This window comes from uncultured Tenacibaculum sp., from assembly GCF_947502995.1.
Lineage (GTDB): Bacteria > Bacteroidota > Bacteroidia > Flavobacteriales > Flavobacteriaceae > Polaribacter.
On sequence record NZ_CANNBW010000010.1, the window covers coordinates 118,436 to 135,128 of the forward strand.

Consider the following 16,693-nt stretch of genomic DNA (forward strand, 5'->3'; position numbering starts at 1 on the left):
TAAAAAAATTATTTAATAATAACTTTTTTTACTTCGGTTTTATCATCTTTTATGATTTGTAATAAATACAAACCAGAAGTCACATTTTCGTAACTAAGTTGTTCAGCAAATTTATTTGTAGCATTACTAAATTCTTTAGTTCCAACAAGTCTTCCGCTTAAATCGAATAATTGAACTTTTACAGTGCTTAAAACTTCAATGTCAAATACTAAATTGAAAGTTTTGTTTTCCGTAGGATTAGGAAAAAGACTAAAATTAGCAAAATCAATTACATCACCTGTAGCAACATCTGGATTATTAATAATTGTAAAATTTGTAGCATTTACATTGTAAAAAATATTATCCACAGCTTCAATCATTATTCTAGCCTCAGTCGTAGCCATATTTGGAATAATAACTGTTTCTATTCCATCATTAGGGGTATTATCAATAATCACAGTTGGAAAAGTAAGACCACCATCTGTAGATAACTTAATACGTACATTTTTACAGTTTATAGGAGCTTGATCTGTTGTAGATTTATCCCAAATAATAGTTTGGGCAGTTGCTCCGTCCCAGCTAACTTCAGTGCTAGGTGTAGTAACGGTAAAAGGTTTTACATCTATAACAGAAACTTTCATACTATCGAAAGCAACAGCACCACCACCTGTTTGATTATCTCTTACAGTTAATGTAAAATTCATTTCTCTTTCTACTTCAGGAATAACTTCCCAAAAAGAGAAAAATTCACCTGAAACAATAGTTTCTAATTTTGGTAAATATCTATTTGGAGAAGATGTTGGAGCAAAAGATCGAAAAGAAGCTCCTCCTGTACTTGTTGAAGAAGGTGGAGAAATTACAATTTCATTATCAACTTGTTCCCAACAATACGTTAAGTTAGCTGAAGAATCATTATCAGATCCATTACCTCTTAATATTAAAGGAGTTCTTTTAGGTACAGTAAAATCTGAACCAGCATTTGCTACAGGTGCAGTATTTCCAGTGCTAGAGTTTGTACTACAAGATGTACTATTTTGCACAAAACTAAGCATCTCCTGAATACTTATCGTATGAAAATAATCATCACTATTATCTTGAACATTATTGGGGAAACAAATACCTGCATAGGCCATAATCGTAGAACCACTTCCAGGTTCTATAGCTGTGTCATCATTTCTGTTTCCACCTACACAACTACCTGTGTCCCCATTAAAAGTATGATTTCCTCCGAATTGATGTCCTAATTCATGAGCTACAAAGTCAATGTCGAACGGATCGTTAATTGGAGAGTTTAAACCTGTCATAGCACCAGCTTTAAATCCATCAACACAAACCGATCTAAAACGAGCAATTCCTCCTAAACCTGTTGCAAAAATATGACCTACATCATAATTGGCTGTACCAATTACATTATCACATAAATCTTGATTTTGATTTATAAGTACAACAGAATTATCATTATCTAGGTTGTCAGTAGCAGCATCTAAATTGATTAAAGGATTTGCACCACCAACTAAAACAATATTCATATGTACAGATAAATCTCTTTCATAAATTCCATTTACTCTTGTTATTGTGGTATTCATTGCAGACAAAACAGCAGCTCGTTGTTGTGCTTCAGTTCCGCTATTTAAACCTTGTTCATTGATATGGAATTGAGAATATTCACCTGTACAGGTTAAAGCTAATCTGTATGTTCGTAATGTACCATCATTAATAATTTTTTTACCAAACTGTTTAGCAGGTTGTTCAATTTTATTTTCACCTAAAAGAGTACAAGCTGGACGATTACTGTTCTGGTTTAAATCAGATCTACTGTATAACATGTATGTTGAATTGTCCTTCGTGTAAGGATCAACATAATAAGTGGGCTTATTTATAGGGTATAAAGTAATATGAACACCGTCACTACCAATACTTAATTTACCGCTGGTTTTATTATCAGATTTACTTGTAATTGAATATGATTTTATAAAACCGAATTCAGGAGCTAAAGATTCAGAAAAATTTGAACTTTCTTTAATTGAAAACTCAGAAATATTATTGTTAGAATCAGGAAGCAAGATAGTTTTTTCTGTTCCTCGACTTTTCAGATTCAGTTGATTTTTAAAGTCATTAATATTTAATGAAAAAAGACTATATTTTTTAGGAAGATGATTAGCTTGTCTAGACTTTTTTGTTAATAAACTAGAGTTGTTTGGGGTGATTTTTTTCCAAGTATTCTGCGAGTTTATAACATAAATACTAATAAAAAATAGTAATAGTGTTTTTCTCATGAAATTTTAATTTGAGTGTATTTTAATGATTTTAACTAATTATCGCTTAGCGAATAAGTATGGGGCTTAAGCAAATGTATAAATAAAAACGCTGTATTAATAAAAATATTCTGAAAAGACTAGATCAATAAATCCATTACACTTTATATAAATTATTTTTTTTCTTTACTTTTTTGTCGAAATTTGTTATTGTTAATTACTAATTAGGCAATGAATAAAAAAGTCTGTTTAATAGATTTATCTCAAAAAGATTTTAAAGATACTTGGGATTTACAAACGAAAACCTTACAAAGTATAGTAGATTTAAAAATTAAAAATAGAAGAGAGGAACTAAATATTCCTACATCAAACTATTTTTTATTTGTTGAACACCCTCATGTGTATACTCTTGGTAAAAGTGGAGATATGAAACATCTTCTATTAAATGAAAAACAATTAGAAGAGAAAGATATTTCGTTTTATAAAATTAATAGAGGTGGAGATATCACATATCATGGACCAGGTCAAATAGTCGGTTATCCAATTTTAGATCTAGAAAACTTTTTTACAGACATTCACAAATATCTACGTTTACTAGAGGAAGTAATTATTAAGGTTATTGGTGAGTATGGTTTAAAAGGAGAGAGAAGTCCTGGAGAAACAGGTGTATGGTTGGATGTTGGTACTCCTTTTGCAAGAAAAATTTGTGCAATGGGGATTCGTACAAGTAGATGGGTAACTATGCACGGTTTTGCACTTAATGTAAATACAAATCTTGGTTATTTTGATCATATTATTCCTTGTGGAATTAATGATAAATCAGTTACTTCTATGGAAGTTGAGCTTGGTGCAAAGTTAAATTTAGACGAGGTGAAAGAAAAAATACTTTTTTACTTTAAAGAACTTTTTGAAGTAAATGAATTCATAAAAAAAGCGAGCTTATAAGCTCGCTTTTTAATATTTATGATTTGTTGTGCTATAATTATTTTCTAGCTTTAATATCAAAAGAGAATTCGATAATATCATTGATAGCTTTATCTTTTAAGTTATCAAAGAATTTTCCAGAACCATACTTAACACCAAAATCAGTTCTGTCAACTCCAAAAGTTTCACTCTTTAAAGTAACATCATTTCCATTTTCAGTTAATGTAGCAGGAATTGTAATACTTTTAGTAACATCTTTAATAGTTAAGTTACCTGTAATATGTAATTTACCATCTTTAACTTCAGAGCTAGCAACTACAAATTTAGTGCTTGGGAATTTTTCAACGTTAAAAAAATCTTCATTCTTTAAGTGTCCTTCTAAACCAGCTTTCTTTTTTCCTTCTAAATCAGAACAAGAAATTGTATTCATATCTAATACGAATTCTCCAGCTTTTAAAACACCAGCTTCAACATCAAATAAACCTTTTTCTATAGTGATTGTACCATTGTGACCTTCTCCAACAGGATGAGCTCCTTTCCAAGTTACAGTTGATTCTGCTACGTTTACATTGTAAGAGTTAATAGGGTTAGTTACCTTTTGCTCAACTTTTACTTCTTCTTTAGCTTCTACTTTTTTTTCACCTTTACAAGACGTTAAAGCTATAGTTACTACTGCTAATGATAAGATTAGTTTTTTCATTTTTAGATTGTTTTATATGAATTTGAAATTTATATTCCATGGCAAATATATTTATTATTTATTGCCTGAGGAATTATTTTTTGTCTTTTGTATCTATCACAATGGTTACTGGACCATCATTTAATAAATCTACTTTCATGTCTGCTCCAAATATTCCTGTTTGAACTTGTTTTCCTAATTGTTTTTCGAGTTCTTTTACAAATTTCTCATACATTGGAATCGCAAATTCAGGTTTAGAAGCCTTAATATAACTTGGTCTATTTCCTTTTTTCGTTGATGCGTGTAATGTAAACTGACTCACTACAATTGCTTCGCCATTCGTCTGTAATAACGAAGAGTTCATTACATTATTTTCATCATTAAAAATTCTAAGATTTACTATTTTTTTAGTCAACCAAAGTATATCTTCATCTGTATCTTCATCTTCAATACCAACTAAGATGAGTAATCCGTTTTTTATACTCGCAACAACTTTATGATCTACAGTAACGCTTGCTTTTGAAACTCTTTGAATTACAGTTTTCATAATTTAATTATTGTCTTCCAGATAAAATATCAGTTCTATAATTTTCTTCTTCACCTTCTAAGATTTGTAGATAACTTTTATATCTCGACCAAGAAATCTCTTCTCTTTCTAAAGCATCTTTTACAGCACAATGTGGTTCGTTTAGGTGAATGCAGTTATTAAATTTACAATCTTGTTTTAAAGCGAAAAATTCAGGAAAATAATCACCTAACTCATCTTTTTCCATATCAACTACTCCAAAACCTTTAATTCCAGGAGTATCTATAATAGAAGCATCAAAACTTAAATCGAACATTTCAGCAAAAGTTGTAGTATGTTGTCCTTGTTTATGTTGATCAGAAATTTCTTTTGTTCTTAAGTTTAAAGTAGGTTCTATATAATTTACTAAAGTTGTTTTTCCAACACCAGAATGCCCAGAAAACATGCTTACCTTACCTATCATCATATCCTTAATTATATCTACATTTTTTCCAGTTGTTGCTGAAGTTTCTATACATGTATATCCGATAGGTTCGTAAATATCTTTTAAATATAAAATCTCTGCTTTTTGTTCAATAGTATAAGCATCAATTTTATTGAAAATAAGCACAACATCTATGGAGTAAGCCTCTGCTGTAACAAGAAAACGATCGATAAACGTTGTAAATGTAGGCGGATTATCAATAGTAATGATTAGGAAAACCTGATCTATATTAGATGCGATTATATGCGTTTGTTTGGAAAGATTTACAGATTTTCTAACGATGTAATTTTGTCGTTCTAAAATGTTTGTAATAATTCCAGTTTCTTCGTTGTTTTTTGTTTCAATAGTAAACTCAACATGATCTCCTACTGCGATAGGATTCGTGCTTTTTATTCCTTTTATTCTGAATTTACCTTTGATTCGACATTTATAAAAGGTGTTATCACTCTTAACCCAATACCAACTTCCTGTTGATTTGTATACCGTTCCTTTCATAAAACAAAGATGAGAATAAATTAGCGAATCTATGCTATAAGATTATGTTGTTAAGTCATTTATTTTTTCAGGAACACTTCCTCTTTCTCCTAATCGGATCATACCAAAAATAATATTAGCAATAATTCCTGGATTAGTAATCAATGAAGCAATTTCTGAAACACTTTGATCTCTTTTAGTAATTAGTTCAGGGGTTTGACTCTCTGTAGATTGAGCTAGTTTTACGGCAAAATCCCAAGCGCCATCTCTAGCAATTTCCATACTAAAATCAACCAAAAAGTTATCAAATTTACTGGTGAATTTTAATATTTTTCTCAAAAAAGGCCAAATTGTAGCTAAGTCATTTTCAACATCTGATACCAATGAAGAGAGAATTGTATTTATTTTATTGAAATCGTTTTTTAAGCTTTCAATATTTTCCCCTTTAGTTACTTCGTAGGCAGCTATTCCTAAATCTAAATTAATGTGTGCATTCATTCCTATTAATAAATGCTGTAGCACAATCGGCCAAAATTTTTCAGATAAGTTAAATGCTTTTTTCCAAGATAATGTAATTGGTTTATTAGTTTTAAAATTGTAGTAAGCATCAATATATCTTGTGGCGAAAATTACATCTAGTTTTTCCATTCTAGGTCCATCATCAAAGAATCCTTCGGCAATACCTTCTTTAACTCTTATAGTGACTTTTTTATAAAGAGCAGCAAAATAACCAAGAGTAGAAGAAGTTTGTTTTGATTCGGTAATGATGTTTTCTAATGTGTTGATAACATCATCAATTGTATTGATGGTTCTCATAGTCGGTTAATTTAGGATATTAAAGAAAATAAAAAAAGCGCAGTTTTGCGCTTTTTTTTATCCGTTAATAATCTTTTTCTGATGATTAATACTTTCTTGGTGAATTGCTTTGAATATCTTTAAAACAAATTCTTCGCTTAAATTGTTTTCTTCACCTTCTAAAATCATTTTGCCTAAGATTTCGTTCCAACGTTTTGTTTGTAAAATAGCAACATTCTTTTCTTTCTTTAAAGAACCTATTTTATCAGAAATCTTCATTCTTTTTCCCATCATTTCGATTAATTGGTGATCTACTACATCGATTTGAGTTCTTAAGGTGTTTAAAGCATTTTTAAAATCAACTTCAGTATCCGTTTCTTTTCTGATTTTTAAATCTTCCATCATTTGGATAAGTGTAGTTGGTGTAATTTGCTGTTTAGCATCACTCCAAGCATTATCTGGATCGTAGTGTGTTTCAACCATTAATCCATCAAAATTTAAATCTAAAGCAGTTTGACAAATATCAAAAATGATATCTCTTCTACCTGCAATATGAGAAGGATCACAAATTAATGGTAAATCTGGGTAACGATTTTGTAATTCGATAGGAATTTGCCAGTTTGGATTGTTTCTGTATCTCGTTTTCTCATAAGTAGAGAAACCTCTGTGAATAGCACCTAGTTTAGTAATTCCAGCAGTATAGAAACGTTCAAAAGCTCCTAACCATAATGGTAAATCTGGATTTACAGGGTTTTTAATTAACACAATCTTATCAGTTCCTTCTAAAGCATCTGCAATTTCTTGAACGATAAAAGGACTTACCGTAGTTCTTGCTCCAATCCAAAGAATATCAACATCATGTTTTAATGCTAATTCTACATGGTTTTTGTTCGCAACCTCAGTAGTTGTTAACATTCCAGTTTCCTTCTTCGCAGTTTCTAACCATTTTAAACCTAAAGCACCAACACCTTCAAAATTTCCAGGTCTAGTTCTTGGTTTCCAAATTCCAGCTCTTAAAACTGTAGCATCACTATCTTTTAATTCGTGAGCGATCTTTAATACTTGATCTTCAGTTTCAGCACTACACGGTCCTGCTATTACTAATGGATGATTTAATTTGAAATCATCTAACCATGTTCTTAATTCTTGTTTGTTTTCCATTGTGAGTCTCGTTTAATGAAGTTTTACTTCTTGTATTCCGTTTAAAATTTGTTTAATATGATTGGTATTTTCCATCTCAGTGTAAATGGCTGAGAAATTATTTTCTTCTAATAATGTTTTAAAATGCTCTAAATTTTGAATGTATTCTGTTAAGGTTTCTATGACATTGTCTTTGTTTTGTTCGAAAATAGGTGTCCACATTGCAGGTGAACTTTTTGCCAAACGAACTGTAGAAGCAAATCCACTTCCTGCCATATCGAAAATATCTCGTTCGTTTTTCTCTTTTTCGATTACTGTTTTACCTAACATAAATGAACTTATGTGAGATAAATGTGATACATAAGCAATGTGTTTGTCGTGAGAAACAGGATCCATATATCGGATTCTCATACCTAAGTTTGAAAAGATTTCTAAAGCTTTTTCTTGAAGTTTAAAAGCTGTTTTTTCAACCTCGCAAATAATATTTGTTTTACCTCTGTATAAATCGTTCAAAGCAGCTGAAGGACCAGAAAATTCAGTTCCCGCAATTGGGTGAGTTGCTAAGAAGTTTCTTCTTTTAGGATGTTCTTTAATTACTTCACAAACTTGTTCTTTGGTAGATCCTACATCAAAAACCAAACAGTTTTCAGAAATAATATCTAGAACTTTAGGGATTAAAGTCAAAGAAACATCTACAGGAACAGAAACAATAACAATATGTGCATTCTTTAATTCTTCAAAAGAAGCACCTTTATCAACAATACCTTTTTCAATTGCCTCATTAACATGTGCTTCATTATTGTCTACTCCAAACAGTACTGCTTCAGCATATTTCTCTCGAATATCTTTAGCCAAACTACCACCAATTAATCCAATTCCTATTACAAAAACATTCATAATTTTCTTAATTGTTATGATTTTCCAATCGGTTAATAGCTTCTTTAATTTGATCTTTATTTACGCATAAAGAGAAACGAATATATCCTTCTCCTTGCGAACCAAAAATAGTTCCTGGTGCGGCGAAAATGTGATACTTATATAACAATTCATCAATAAATTCTTCCGATGTTTTCCCTGAAGGAAGCTTTGCCCAAACAAAAAGACCGCTTGTGTTTTTATTAAAAGTGCAGCCTATTTTTTCTGCTAATTGAAAAACAAGAGCTTTTCGTTCTTTATACAATTCGTTTTGTTGTTGAATCCAACTTTTAGAAGTTTTTAAAGCTTCTATAGCTCCTTTTTGTACTCCGTAAAACATTCCTGAGTCCATTTGTGTTTTTACTTTAAGTACTTGGTTGAGAAAATTAGCATTTCCTAACAACATTCCTACACGCCAACCTGCCATATTAAATGTTTTACTTAAAGAATTTAGTTCTAAAGCCACATCTTTTGCTCCGTCCAACTCTAAAATACTAGTTGGTTTTTCATTTAAAATGAAACTGTACGGGTTATCATTTACTATAAGAATACTGTGTTTTTTAGCAAACTGAATTAGTTTTTTGTAAGTGTCTTTTTTTGCATTTTCACCTGTTGGCATATGTGGGTAGTTAATCCACATTAATTTTACTTTTGACAGCTCTAAACTTTCTAATTCATCAAAATTAGGTTGGTATCCGTTTTCTTCAGAAAGATTATAGTATACAGTTTCTGCACCAATAAGATTTGTAACAGATGTATACGTTGGATATCCTGGATTTGGAATTAAAACTTGATCACCTTCGTTTAATAAAGCTAAAGAGATATGCATAATTCCTTCTTTACTCCCCATTAAGGGAAGCACTTCATTTGAAGGGTTTACAGTTGTGTTGTAGTGTGTTTTGTAAAATAATGAAATAGCTTCTCTTAATTCTGGGATTCCTTGGTAACTCTGGTATTTATGAGCACCGTTTTCGTTAATTCCATTGGTAATAGCTTTAATAACTTCTGAAGGTGGTTGTAAATCTGGACTTCCAATTCCAATATTAATAATTGGTTTTCCTTCAGCCATTAATTCTCTAACTTCTCTAAGTTTTCTTGAGAAGTAGTATTCTTGTACGGTATTTAAACGATCTGCAAATTGTATCATGATCTTCCGTTTTTATATTCTCCTAATATTTTAAAATCTGTAGCCATTATTTCTATAATTGCTTTGGCTTTAGCGTAATCTTCATACGTATCGAAAGTAACATCAACGAAAAAAGCATATTTCCAAGGTGTTTCGATTTTCGGTAACGACTGAATTTTAGTTAAATTCAGTTTACAATCGCTCATTACATTTAATATCGCAGCTAAACTTCCGCGTTTATGATCGAGTTCAAACTTTAACGATGCTTTGTTAATGTTTTCTTTTCCGTTTTCTGGATTAGATGTCTGTAGAATTACAAAGCGAGTAGCGTTGTTTTTAATCGTTTGAATTTCATCTTCTAAAACTTCTAAATTGAAAATATCTGCAGCCATTTTTGGAGCAATAGCAGCTACACCTTTTAATTGCCTGTCTGCAATTCGTTTTGCTATTGCAGAAGTATCTACATCTTCAACTAATTTTATATGACGATGTTGTTTAAAGAATTCTTTACACTGTAATAATGCCATCGGATGAGAACAAACCTCTTTAATTTCTTCAATAGATTGATTCGGTAATGCCATTAAATGGTGGTGAATAGGTAAGTAATATTCACCTGAAATATGTAAGTTGTATTTATCTATTAATGCGTAGTTAGGTATAATTGAACCAGCAATAGTATTCTCGATAGCCATTACAGCTTGTTCAGATTTTTTACTAGTTAAACTTTCTACAAGAGCATCAAAAGACAAGCATTTTTCTAAGCTTATATCTTCTTGATAAAACTTGTCGGCAACAATATGATGGTTGCTTCCTTCTATTCCTTGGATGGCTATTTTTTTCATTTTAATCCATAAAAAAAGCCTCGAAATATCGAGGCTTTATAATTTATATAATTTAATGTTATCTTAAATCTATGATACAAAGCCTCTCCTCTTACTAAAATAGTAAAAGTAAAAATAGAAACCTTGCCATACATTTTGTAACATAACTCTTAACTTAAATGTCTGAAACAAATCTATATATTAAAATGATAAAAACAAATAAATGATTTACGAAAGTTGAATTTTTATGATTTTGATAAAAAAAGTTGTTTAATATTTAAAAACTCAGAAAAGTTATTGAGTATTTGTGCATTAAAAAATATTTTAAATAAAAAATTTACGTTCTTCTAAAGATAATAGTCGGCAACTTTTAGATAAAAATTGATGTCGATATTTTGCAATTAGATCATAAACAGCATTACTTAAGAAATTTGGAACATATTTTAAGTAAGAAACATAATACCATTTAGAGTTTAAATAACTTAAAATTTTTAAAAATCCATTTGCTTTTGTGTAAAGTGTTTGGTTTTCAATTAAGAAAATAGAATCTAATTGCTCATCAATATGAAATTGCTTTTTAATTTGTATTCCAATATCCGATTGTTGTGAAATAAAACGTAATTGATCAGAAGGTTTTTTTCTTAATAGAAATAAAATAGATTGATTGCAAAAACCACAAGTTCCGTCGTAAAACACCAAAGTATATTTATCTAATAGTTCTTTAGTTTCCATAGGTTTTATTTCTATAAAGTAGTAAATACGATAAAAAGAATAATACAGATACAATTGCTGTCATTAAAAAACCGTAACTATAAGAATGATGTAATCCTCCAAAATAATCTAATGCTTTAACCTGATTAATATTACAATACACTAAAAAGAAAAAGGCTATCTCGAAAGTTTTCTTAGATTTTGTGAATGCTCCTAAAAATACAGCGACTAAAACAATAAATATTGCGCCAAGAATAACATTAAGAACACTGCTAAAGTTTAAGTTTATAGCATATCGTATTAAAACAGGTAGCGCTATACATATAGCTACAGATAAACCAGCTATAATTCTAGAAATTGCTAATCTTCTTAAAGGATGATATGAAGAATTGGTAAAGAAATGTGTTCTAAAGGTTTGATCTTTCGTAACTAAATCTGACCATACTGTTACTTGTAAAAACCATAAAATTGGTAATATGTATAAATGAGCTATATTTAAAGGAATAAAAAACATACTTGTAAATCCACAAATTGTTAATATCCACAAATACGATGGGTTTTTACGTATAATCATTAATAATTCTGCTTGAATTAACGGAGCTAAACTGTAAGACATTTCAATACCGTGATGTAAATTCCCAAGTTTAAAGTCAGCACTCTTATATTTAGTTTCTTCAGAAACAAGAATAGTTTTTCTTGGAGATTCTTTATAGTTAAATCTATGAAAGAAAAAAGAAGCTATTGTAGAGGCTAAAACAGCAATTAAAATCCAAAGTAATCTACTATATACATACCAACTTGGAAAAGAAAGTGAACTCATTTGAAATGTTTTTTCTGGATTTCTACTTCCAGAGACAAAACCAATAGATAATCCAATATCCTTTTTATTAAAAGTTTCTTGCACTTCATTTGCAACACTACTTGTTACATGTTGAATTCCAAAAAGATCTGAAGAAATAATAGAGGTTTTATCGTTTGCTGCTGAAAATAATGTAGCGAAGAACAAGAATAAAAACACACCATATTGAAGCATTCTTTTAGTAGGAAAAATAACTTCTAAAACTACAGCTAGATTAGCAATTAAAAATAATGTTGGAATAGCTATTAATATATAAGGTGTAATAAAGCTTGAAATATTAAAAGCATATGTGTTGCCATACAAGAAAAATAATGCAATTCCTGTGATAAAAATGATGAATAAAATGGTTAATAAAACTAAAAAGTTACTTGTTACTTTAGAGAATATATAAGTAAGGTTTGAAACTTTAGTAGTTCCTATTATATGACCAATTCGTGTTTCTATATCTTTTTTAATACTTCCATTAACTAAGAAGAATCCGCATAATGATAAAAATGTACTTGCTAGTATTGCCGTTACAAATCCGATCCATTCTGCTGTATAATCGCCAGTATATCCGCCAAAACTTACTGTAGTGTAATTTGCATCTGGAGAAGGCACAAAATTAAAAGCGATAAATAAACTAAAAGCTATAGTTAGTAGAAAAGAATAACTTCTAACATACTGCAAGTAATTTCCTTTAATAATATTGAAATATTGTAACATCATAGTTTTAGTTTTTAGTTAAATAGATATAAGCATCTTCTAGAGTAGGAATAACCATTTCTCCAATTTGATTTACTGCATTTGAAATGTATCGAACTTTAAATTCATCATTCATTCGGTAAGAACTAACCACATTAAAATTACTTTTAAAGTTGATGATATTAGCTCTACTGATTGTGGTTTCATAAACTTTACCTTCTGCAAGTTTGGTAATAGAATCTTGTTTGTCTTTAATGATAAGATTACCTTTTTTCATAATAGCAACTTCATCTGCGATTGATTCTATATCGGAAACAATATGAGAAGATAATATGATGATTCTGTTTGTAGCTAAATCTGAAATTAAATCTCGGAAACGTAATCTTTCTTCTGGATCTAAACCAACAGTTGGTTCATCAAAAATTAAGACTTTCGGATCATTTAATAATGCTTGTGCAATTCCAATTCTCTGAATCATTCCTCCAGAGTATGTTTTTAGTTGATTTTTAGCTGCATCAGTTAAATTAACTTCTTCTAATAATGTCTCAATTCTATGATGTAAGTTTTTACCACCGACACCTTTCATTGCAGCCATATATGCTAAAAATTCGTAAGCATTTAAGTTAGGATATACTCCAAAATCTTGAGGTAAATAACCAAGTGTTTGGCGCATATAATTAGGATGTTTTACCACATCATTTTCATTTAAGAAAATATCACCTTGCGTTGGCTTTGTAATGGTAGAAATCATTTTCATTAATGTTGATTTACCAGCGCCATTCGGCCCTAAAACTCCTAAGATTCCAGATGAAATATCAATAGAATAATCACTTAATCCTATTTTCTTTGAATTGTATTTTTTCGTAAGATTTTTTATCGTTAACTGCATGTTCTTTAATTTTATGGTGAATATTCTATTGATATTTTTGTTTTTTATTGAAAGACTATCCTTTACTAATCATACGTTGGAAGTTCTCTTTCTTAACGTGTACTTGTGATAATGGAATAGATTTTTGAGTCTTATCTTTTTCGTCTACTTCTTTAAAACGATTATTAAACTCTTTAGCTGTACAATAAGAAATTGTGTTTGTGTTTGTAGATTCGAAAGGACTATTAGTTTCTAATACTAATCCTGGTAACCCGAAGAAAGTATGAGGCCCACCGTTTACTGGAATTTCTGGAGTAAACCAAACATATATATCAGCATTTCCTTTTAAGTGAGCTTTTTTACATTGGTATCCGTTAATATCTTTTTGCTCATCAGTAAATTCCCACTTAATGTTGTTACTTTTTTCTTGGAAAAAGATGTCTTTACCCATAAAGTTTTCTTTTCCTTTAATTTCTCCTTTTTTGTTCTTTAAAACATAAAAAGTATATCCTGTTGTACTTAAATTTTTAACTTCAGAAACAGAATCTAAAACGAATAAAGATTCTTTAGTTTTTGTGTTGATATAATATGTACTATGAACTTTGTAATCTCCCATCATTTTTAAAAAGCTTGATAATTTTTGAGGATCTTGGATTTGCTTTTTCATCATTCCAACCATAAAGTCAGATACACATCCACTGGTATAATTTACTTTAAGTACTTCTTTTTTATTTGATTGAGCGTTAGTGTTTAATGCGAAGATTGCACAAATGATTACTGCTAAAGTTTTAAATGTTTTCATGGTATTAAATTTTAAAAGGTTATATTTTTTAATTTTTATAAATTGAATTTTATTCCTGCTATGAAATAGTTTAATGATTGATTATTTACCAGCGTTGTGGTAATACCGTTTCTGATGATGAATTGTGAGTTATAAGCATCGTTTTCAAAGATGTTTAACAATTCTCCTAAGTGTCGTCCTTCTATACTATAAGTGATTTTACCTCTAGTATATTCAAATCCTAGATTAATGTTCTTTCTAGAAAAAGTAGTGTTGTTTATAATGTTATTATCGTATAAGAAACTAATGTTTCCTTTGTAAGATTTATCTTTAAATAAGATTGAAAAAGAACTGCTTGAGTATCTAGAATCGTAAGATAAATTTTCAACTTCATCAGTAATAAAAGATAATCTTGTAGAAAAACTAAAATTTATAAAACTGTCTGTTATTGTTTCTATATTTAATCTTGGAGCTATATTTTGTGTTGTAATATTTACATCTTGTTGCCCGATTTTAGAGGGATATTTAGCTCCAGAATATGATAAAGAAAGATCAACTTTTGTAGGAAACTTAATTGGTGCTACTGTTTTAGAGTAAAAAGTTTCTATAGAATAGTCTTGTGCTCTTTCGGCAATGAAAAAATCATATTCCGAAATACCGTTTTGTTGTTGTACAAAAGCTCTTCTTAAAGAATTATTCTGTGTTTCATAATTAAAAGAGATAGAGAATATTTCTGCATCAAAAAGATTATCATAATTATAACTCGTATAGAATTGGTCTGAATAATTAAAACCTAAAGGAAAAATTGAATTTCCATTCCAGATACTATTAAAAGGTTGTATTGTGTTTATACCAGATTCTATTTCATTGAATTTTCTTTTTCTAGAATAACTAATGTAATATCTATGCATTTTACGATCATAATCTACCCAAAGTGACATTGGTATAAAAGTGTCATTTTGTTCAGTAATGTTGTTTAATGTGTTAGAAAAAGCATCTGTTCCTAAAGAAAATTGATAATCTAATCCTTTTTTAATAACATCGTTACCTCTTACTTTTAAGTTTACGATGTAATTATTGCGATCTCTTTCTATAAGATTTATACTATTATTTTTATCGAAGATTTTTTCTTGAGTTCTGTAATAATCCAGTGTTAACCTTGGAATAAAGATTTCAGATACTTTTAATCGTAAACCTAAACCTCCAGAAAATTGATTCTTATTAAACTTATAATCTTGTTCATCGTTAATTGTAGATGAATTATCTGTAACGTTATAATCGTTCAAGAAATTTGTTCCTTCATGATATAATGCTGTATTTGCCTCTAAAATTAGATTCTTTCTAAGTTTACTTTTTAAATTTAATTGATGATATCCTGAGAAGACCTCATTTAAATTACTAGATGAAATATTGTTAGAACCGCTTGCTGTTCCGTTAGTGAACAACTCATTTTCAATACTACTTTTATTCGTGTCATCTATATAATTTGCATTTAAATTATAACTTAAAATTGTTTTATCTGAAACTTTGTAAGCTAAACCTAAAGCGCCTAAGAAAGATTGAGTTTTTGTTCTTGTATTATCTGTTGTGTTTAATAAATTCTCGTTGTTTAATGTGCTTGTGTTTTGTAAAACACTACTAATTCTATCTGGAGCAAAGTGATAAAATACTCCTGAAGTTTTTAAACGTTGAGTTTGATTTCTTAAAGTTAGGTTTGTGCTTGAAAAGAAATTTTTTTGAAGGTTTTCGTTTGAAGCAAATAACATTCCTAAACTCTGAGCTTGATATGGAGAGAAAGGTTGTCCTACACTAAATAATTTCTTTATTTCGTTTGATTTTATTGTTGTTTTACCAATGTTGTTGGTGTTTTGTGTTAAGAATGCGTTTAAAGATTGAGAGAATAAAAATCCTTTTGCACGTATTTCATATTTGTTGTTGTAACCGTACTTAGTTTCTAAAGAACCATTCATAATTGTTTGATTCTTATTTTTCGTGTCAATATTTAATACACTTTCTTCTTCATCTTCAAAATCTAAAGAGAAATCATCACTATAGTTATTAATTACACTAATTCCTTCTATGATTTTATTTTCAATATTTTCTAAAGCAATACTATTTTGATTTTCAAATGAAGGTTTTTTGTTAACTAAAATTTTATCTATGTTTTTTCCCTTATAAATAATAGTTCCATCATCAGAAAGTCTAAAGTTTGGTATTTTCTTTAGTATGTCTTTTAAATTGTCGTTATCGTATAAGTTAAGTTTATCTAATTCTAATTTAACAGTATCTTTTGCTTTTTTACTAGACACTAGAATTACTTCATCTAAAGAAGTTAGATTTTCTTCTAGCGTGAAATTTTTAATAATTGAGTTTTTGTTTAGATCTTCAGTTGTAAAGTTGTATTGTTTTTTAAGAAAAGCAATGTGAGATACTTCTAATGTATAACCCGAATTTACAGCAGCTTTTATCTCATAATTTCCTTGATCGTTAGTTACAGTATACTCTATAATCTTCTTTTCTGTATTGTAAAGAATTACAGCTGCACCTTCTATAGGAAGTTGATTTAAGTCTATCACTTTTCCTGAGATAACCTTACTTTGAGCAAAACCTAATAAGGTTTGTATTAAGAAAATAAGGATGATAATATGTTTACGATTTAAATTCATTTTGGT

15 protein-coding genes are annotated in these 16,693 nt (G+C 29.4%); 1 reads left to right on the plus strand and 14 read right to left on the minus strand.

Going from position 1 to position 16,693, the window contains the following annotated elements; genetic code table 11:
• Positions 1–8: 8 nt before the first annotated feature.
• Positions 9–2,255, minus strand: coding sequence for a reprolysin-like metallopeptidase (locus tag Q1A46_RS09920; RefSeq protein WP_299677512.1), 2,247 nt, complete (start codon positions 2,253–2,255; stop codon positions 9–11).
• A gap of 210 nt (positions 2,256–2,465) precedes the next feature.
• Here Q1A46_RS09920 and lipB point away from each other — a divergent pair, with 210 nt between their 5' ends.
• Positions 2,466–3,179, plus strand: a complete 714-nt coding sequence (lipB, locus tag Q1A46_RS09925) for a lipoyl(octanoyl) transferase LipB (RefSeq protein ID WP_299677514.1) — start codon at positions 2,466–2,468, stop codon at positions 3,177–3,179.
• 37 nt (positions 3,180–3,216) lie between these two features.
• Here lipB and Q1A46_RS09930 read toward each other — a convergent pair whose 3' ends face one another.
• The 13 genes from Q1A46_RS09930 to Q1A46_RS09990 all read right to left on the minus strand — a co-directional run bounded on the left by Q1A46_RS09930 (position 3,217) and on the right by Q1A46_RS09990 (position 16,687).
• Positions 3,217–3,858: a YceI family protein gene (locus Q1A46_RS09930; protein ID WP_299677517.1), complete on the minus strand. Its 642-nt coding sequence runs from the start codon at positions 3,856–3,858 to the stop codon at positions 3,217–3,219.
• Between the two features lie 73 nt (positions 3,859–3,931).
• The gene (dtd, locus tag Q1A46_RS09935; RefSeq protein WP_299677520.1) at positions 3,932–4,384 is read right to left on the minus strand and encodes a D-aminoacyl-tRNA deacylase; all 453 of its coding nucleotides are present in this window, start codon (positions 4,382–4,384) and stop codon (positions 3,932–3,934) included.
• A 7-nt stretch (positions 4,385–4,391) separates the two neighbouring features.
• The gene (gene rsgA / locus Q1A46_RS09940) at positions 4,392–5,342 is read right to left on the minus strand and encodes a ribosome small subunit-dependent GTPase A (RefSeq protein ID WP_299677523.1); all 951 of its coding nucleotides are present in this window, start codon (positions 5,340–5,342) and stop codon (positions 4,392–4,394) included.
• A gap of 42 nt (positions 5,343–5,384) precedes the next feature.
• Complete coding sequence (locus tag Q1A46_RS09945) at positions 5,385–6,137, minus strand: DUF5995 family protein (protein ID WP_299677526.1); 753 nt, start codon at positions 6,135–6,137, stop codon at positions 5,385–5,387.
• A gap of 57 nt (positions 6,138–6,194) precedes the next feature.
• Positions 6,195–7,277: a bifunctional 3-deoxy-7-phosphoheptulonate synthase/chorismate mutase type II gene (locus Q1A46_RS09950; protein ID WP_299677529.1), complete on the minus strand. Its 1,083-nt coding sequence runs from the start codon at positions 7,275–7,277 to the stop codon at positions 6,195–6,197.
• Positions 7,278–7,289: 12 nt separating this feature from the next.
• Positions 7,290–8,153: a prephenate dehydrogenase gene (locus Q1A46_RS09955; protein WP_299677532.1), complete on the minus strand. Its 864-nt coding sequence runs from the start codon at positions 8,151–8,153 to the stop codon at positions 7,290–7,292.
• A 7-nt stretch (positions 8,154–8,160) separates the two neighbouring features.
• The gene (locus Q1A46_RS09960) at positions 8,161–9,318 is read right to left on the minus strand and encodes a pyridoxal phosphate-dependent aminotransferase (RefSeq protein WP_299677535.1); all 1,158 of its coding nucleotides are present in this window, start codon (positions 9,316–9,318) and stop codon (positions 8,161–8,163) included.
• On the minus strand, positions 9,315–10,139 hold the full coding sequence (locus tag Q1A46_RS09965) for a prephenate dehydratase (protein ID WP_299677539.1): 825 nt from the start codon (positions 10,137–10,139) through the stop codon (positions 9,315–9,317). Before Q1A46_RS09965 ends, Q1A46_RS09960 begins: the two co-directional genes overlap by 4 nt.
• A gap of 303 nt (positions 10,140–10,442) precedes the next feature.
• Positions 10,443–10,850 (minus strand): thiol-disulfide oxidoreductase DCC family protein, encoded by a 408-nt coding sequence (locus tag Q1A46_RS09970; protein ID WP_299677542.1) that lies wholly within the window; start codon positions 10,848–10,850, stop codon positions 10,443–10,445.
• Complete coding sequence (locus Q1A46_RS09975; RefSeq protein ID WP_299677545.1) at positions 10,840–12,396, minus strand: hypothetical protein; 1,557 nt, start codon at positions 12,394–12,396, stop codon at positions 10,840–10,842. Before Q1A46_RS09975 ends, Q1A46_RS09970 begins: the two co-directional genes overlap by 11 nt.
• A 4-nt stretch (positions 12,397–12,400) precedes the next feature.
• Complete coding sequence (locus Q1A46_RS09980) at positions 12,401–13,261, minus strand: ABC transporter ATP-binding protein (RefSeq protein WP_299677548.1); 861 nt, start codon at positions 13,259–13,261, stop codon at positions 12,401–12,403.
• A gap of 55 nt (positions 13,262–13,316) precedes the next feature.
• On the minus strand, positions 13,317–14,042 hold the full coding sequence (locus Q1A46_RS09985) for a GLPGLI family protein (protein WP_299677551.1): 726 nt from the start codon (positions 14,040–14,042) through the stop codon (positions 13,317–13,319).
• A 35-nt stretch (positions 14,043–14,077) separates the two neighbouring features.
• Positions 14,078–16,687 (minus strand): carboxypeptidase-like regulatory domain-containing protein, encoded by a 2,610-nt coding sequence (locus Q1A46_RS09990; protein WP_299677555.1) that lies wholly within the window; start codon positions 16,685–16,687, stop codon positions 14,078–14,080.
• Positions 16,688–16,693 lie beyond the last annotated feature (6 nt).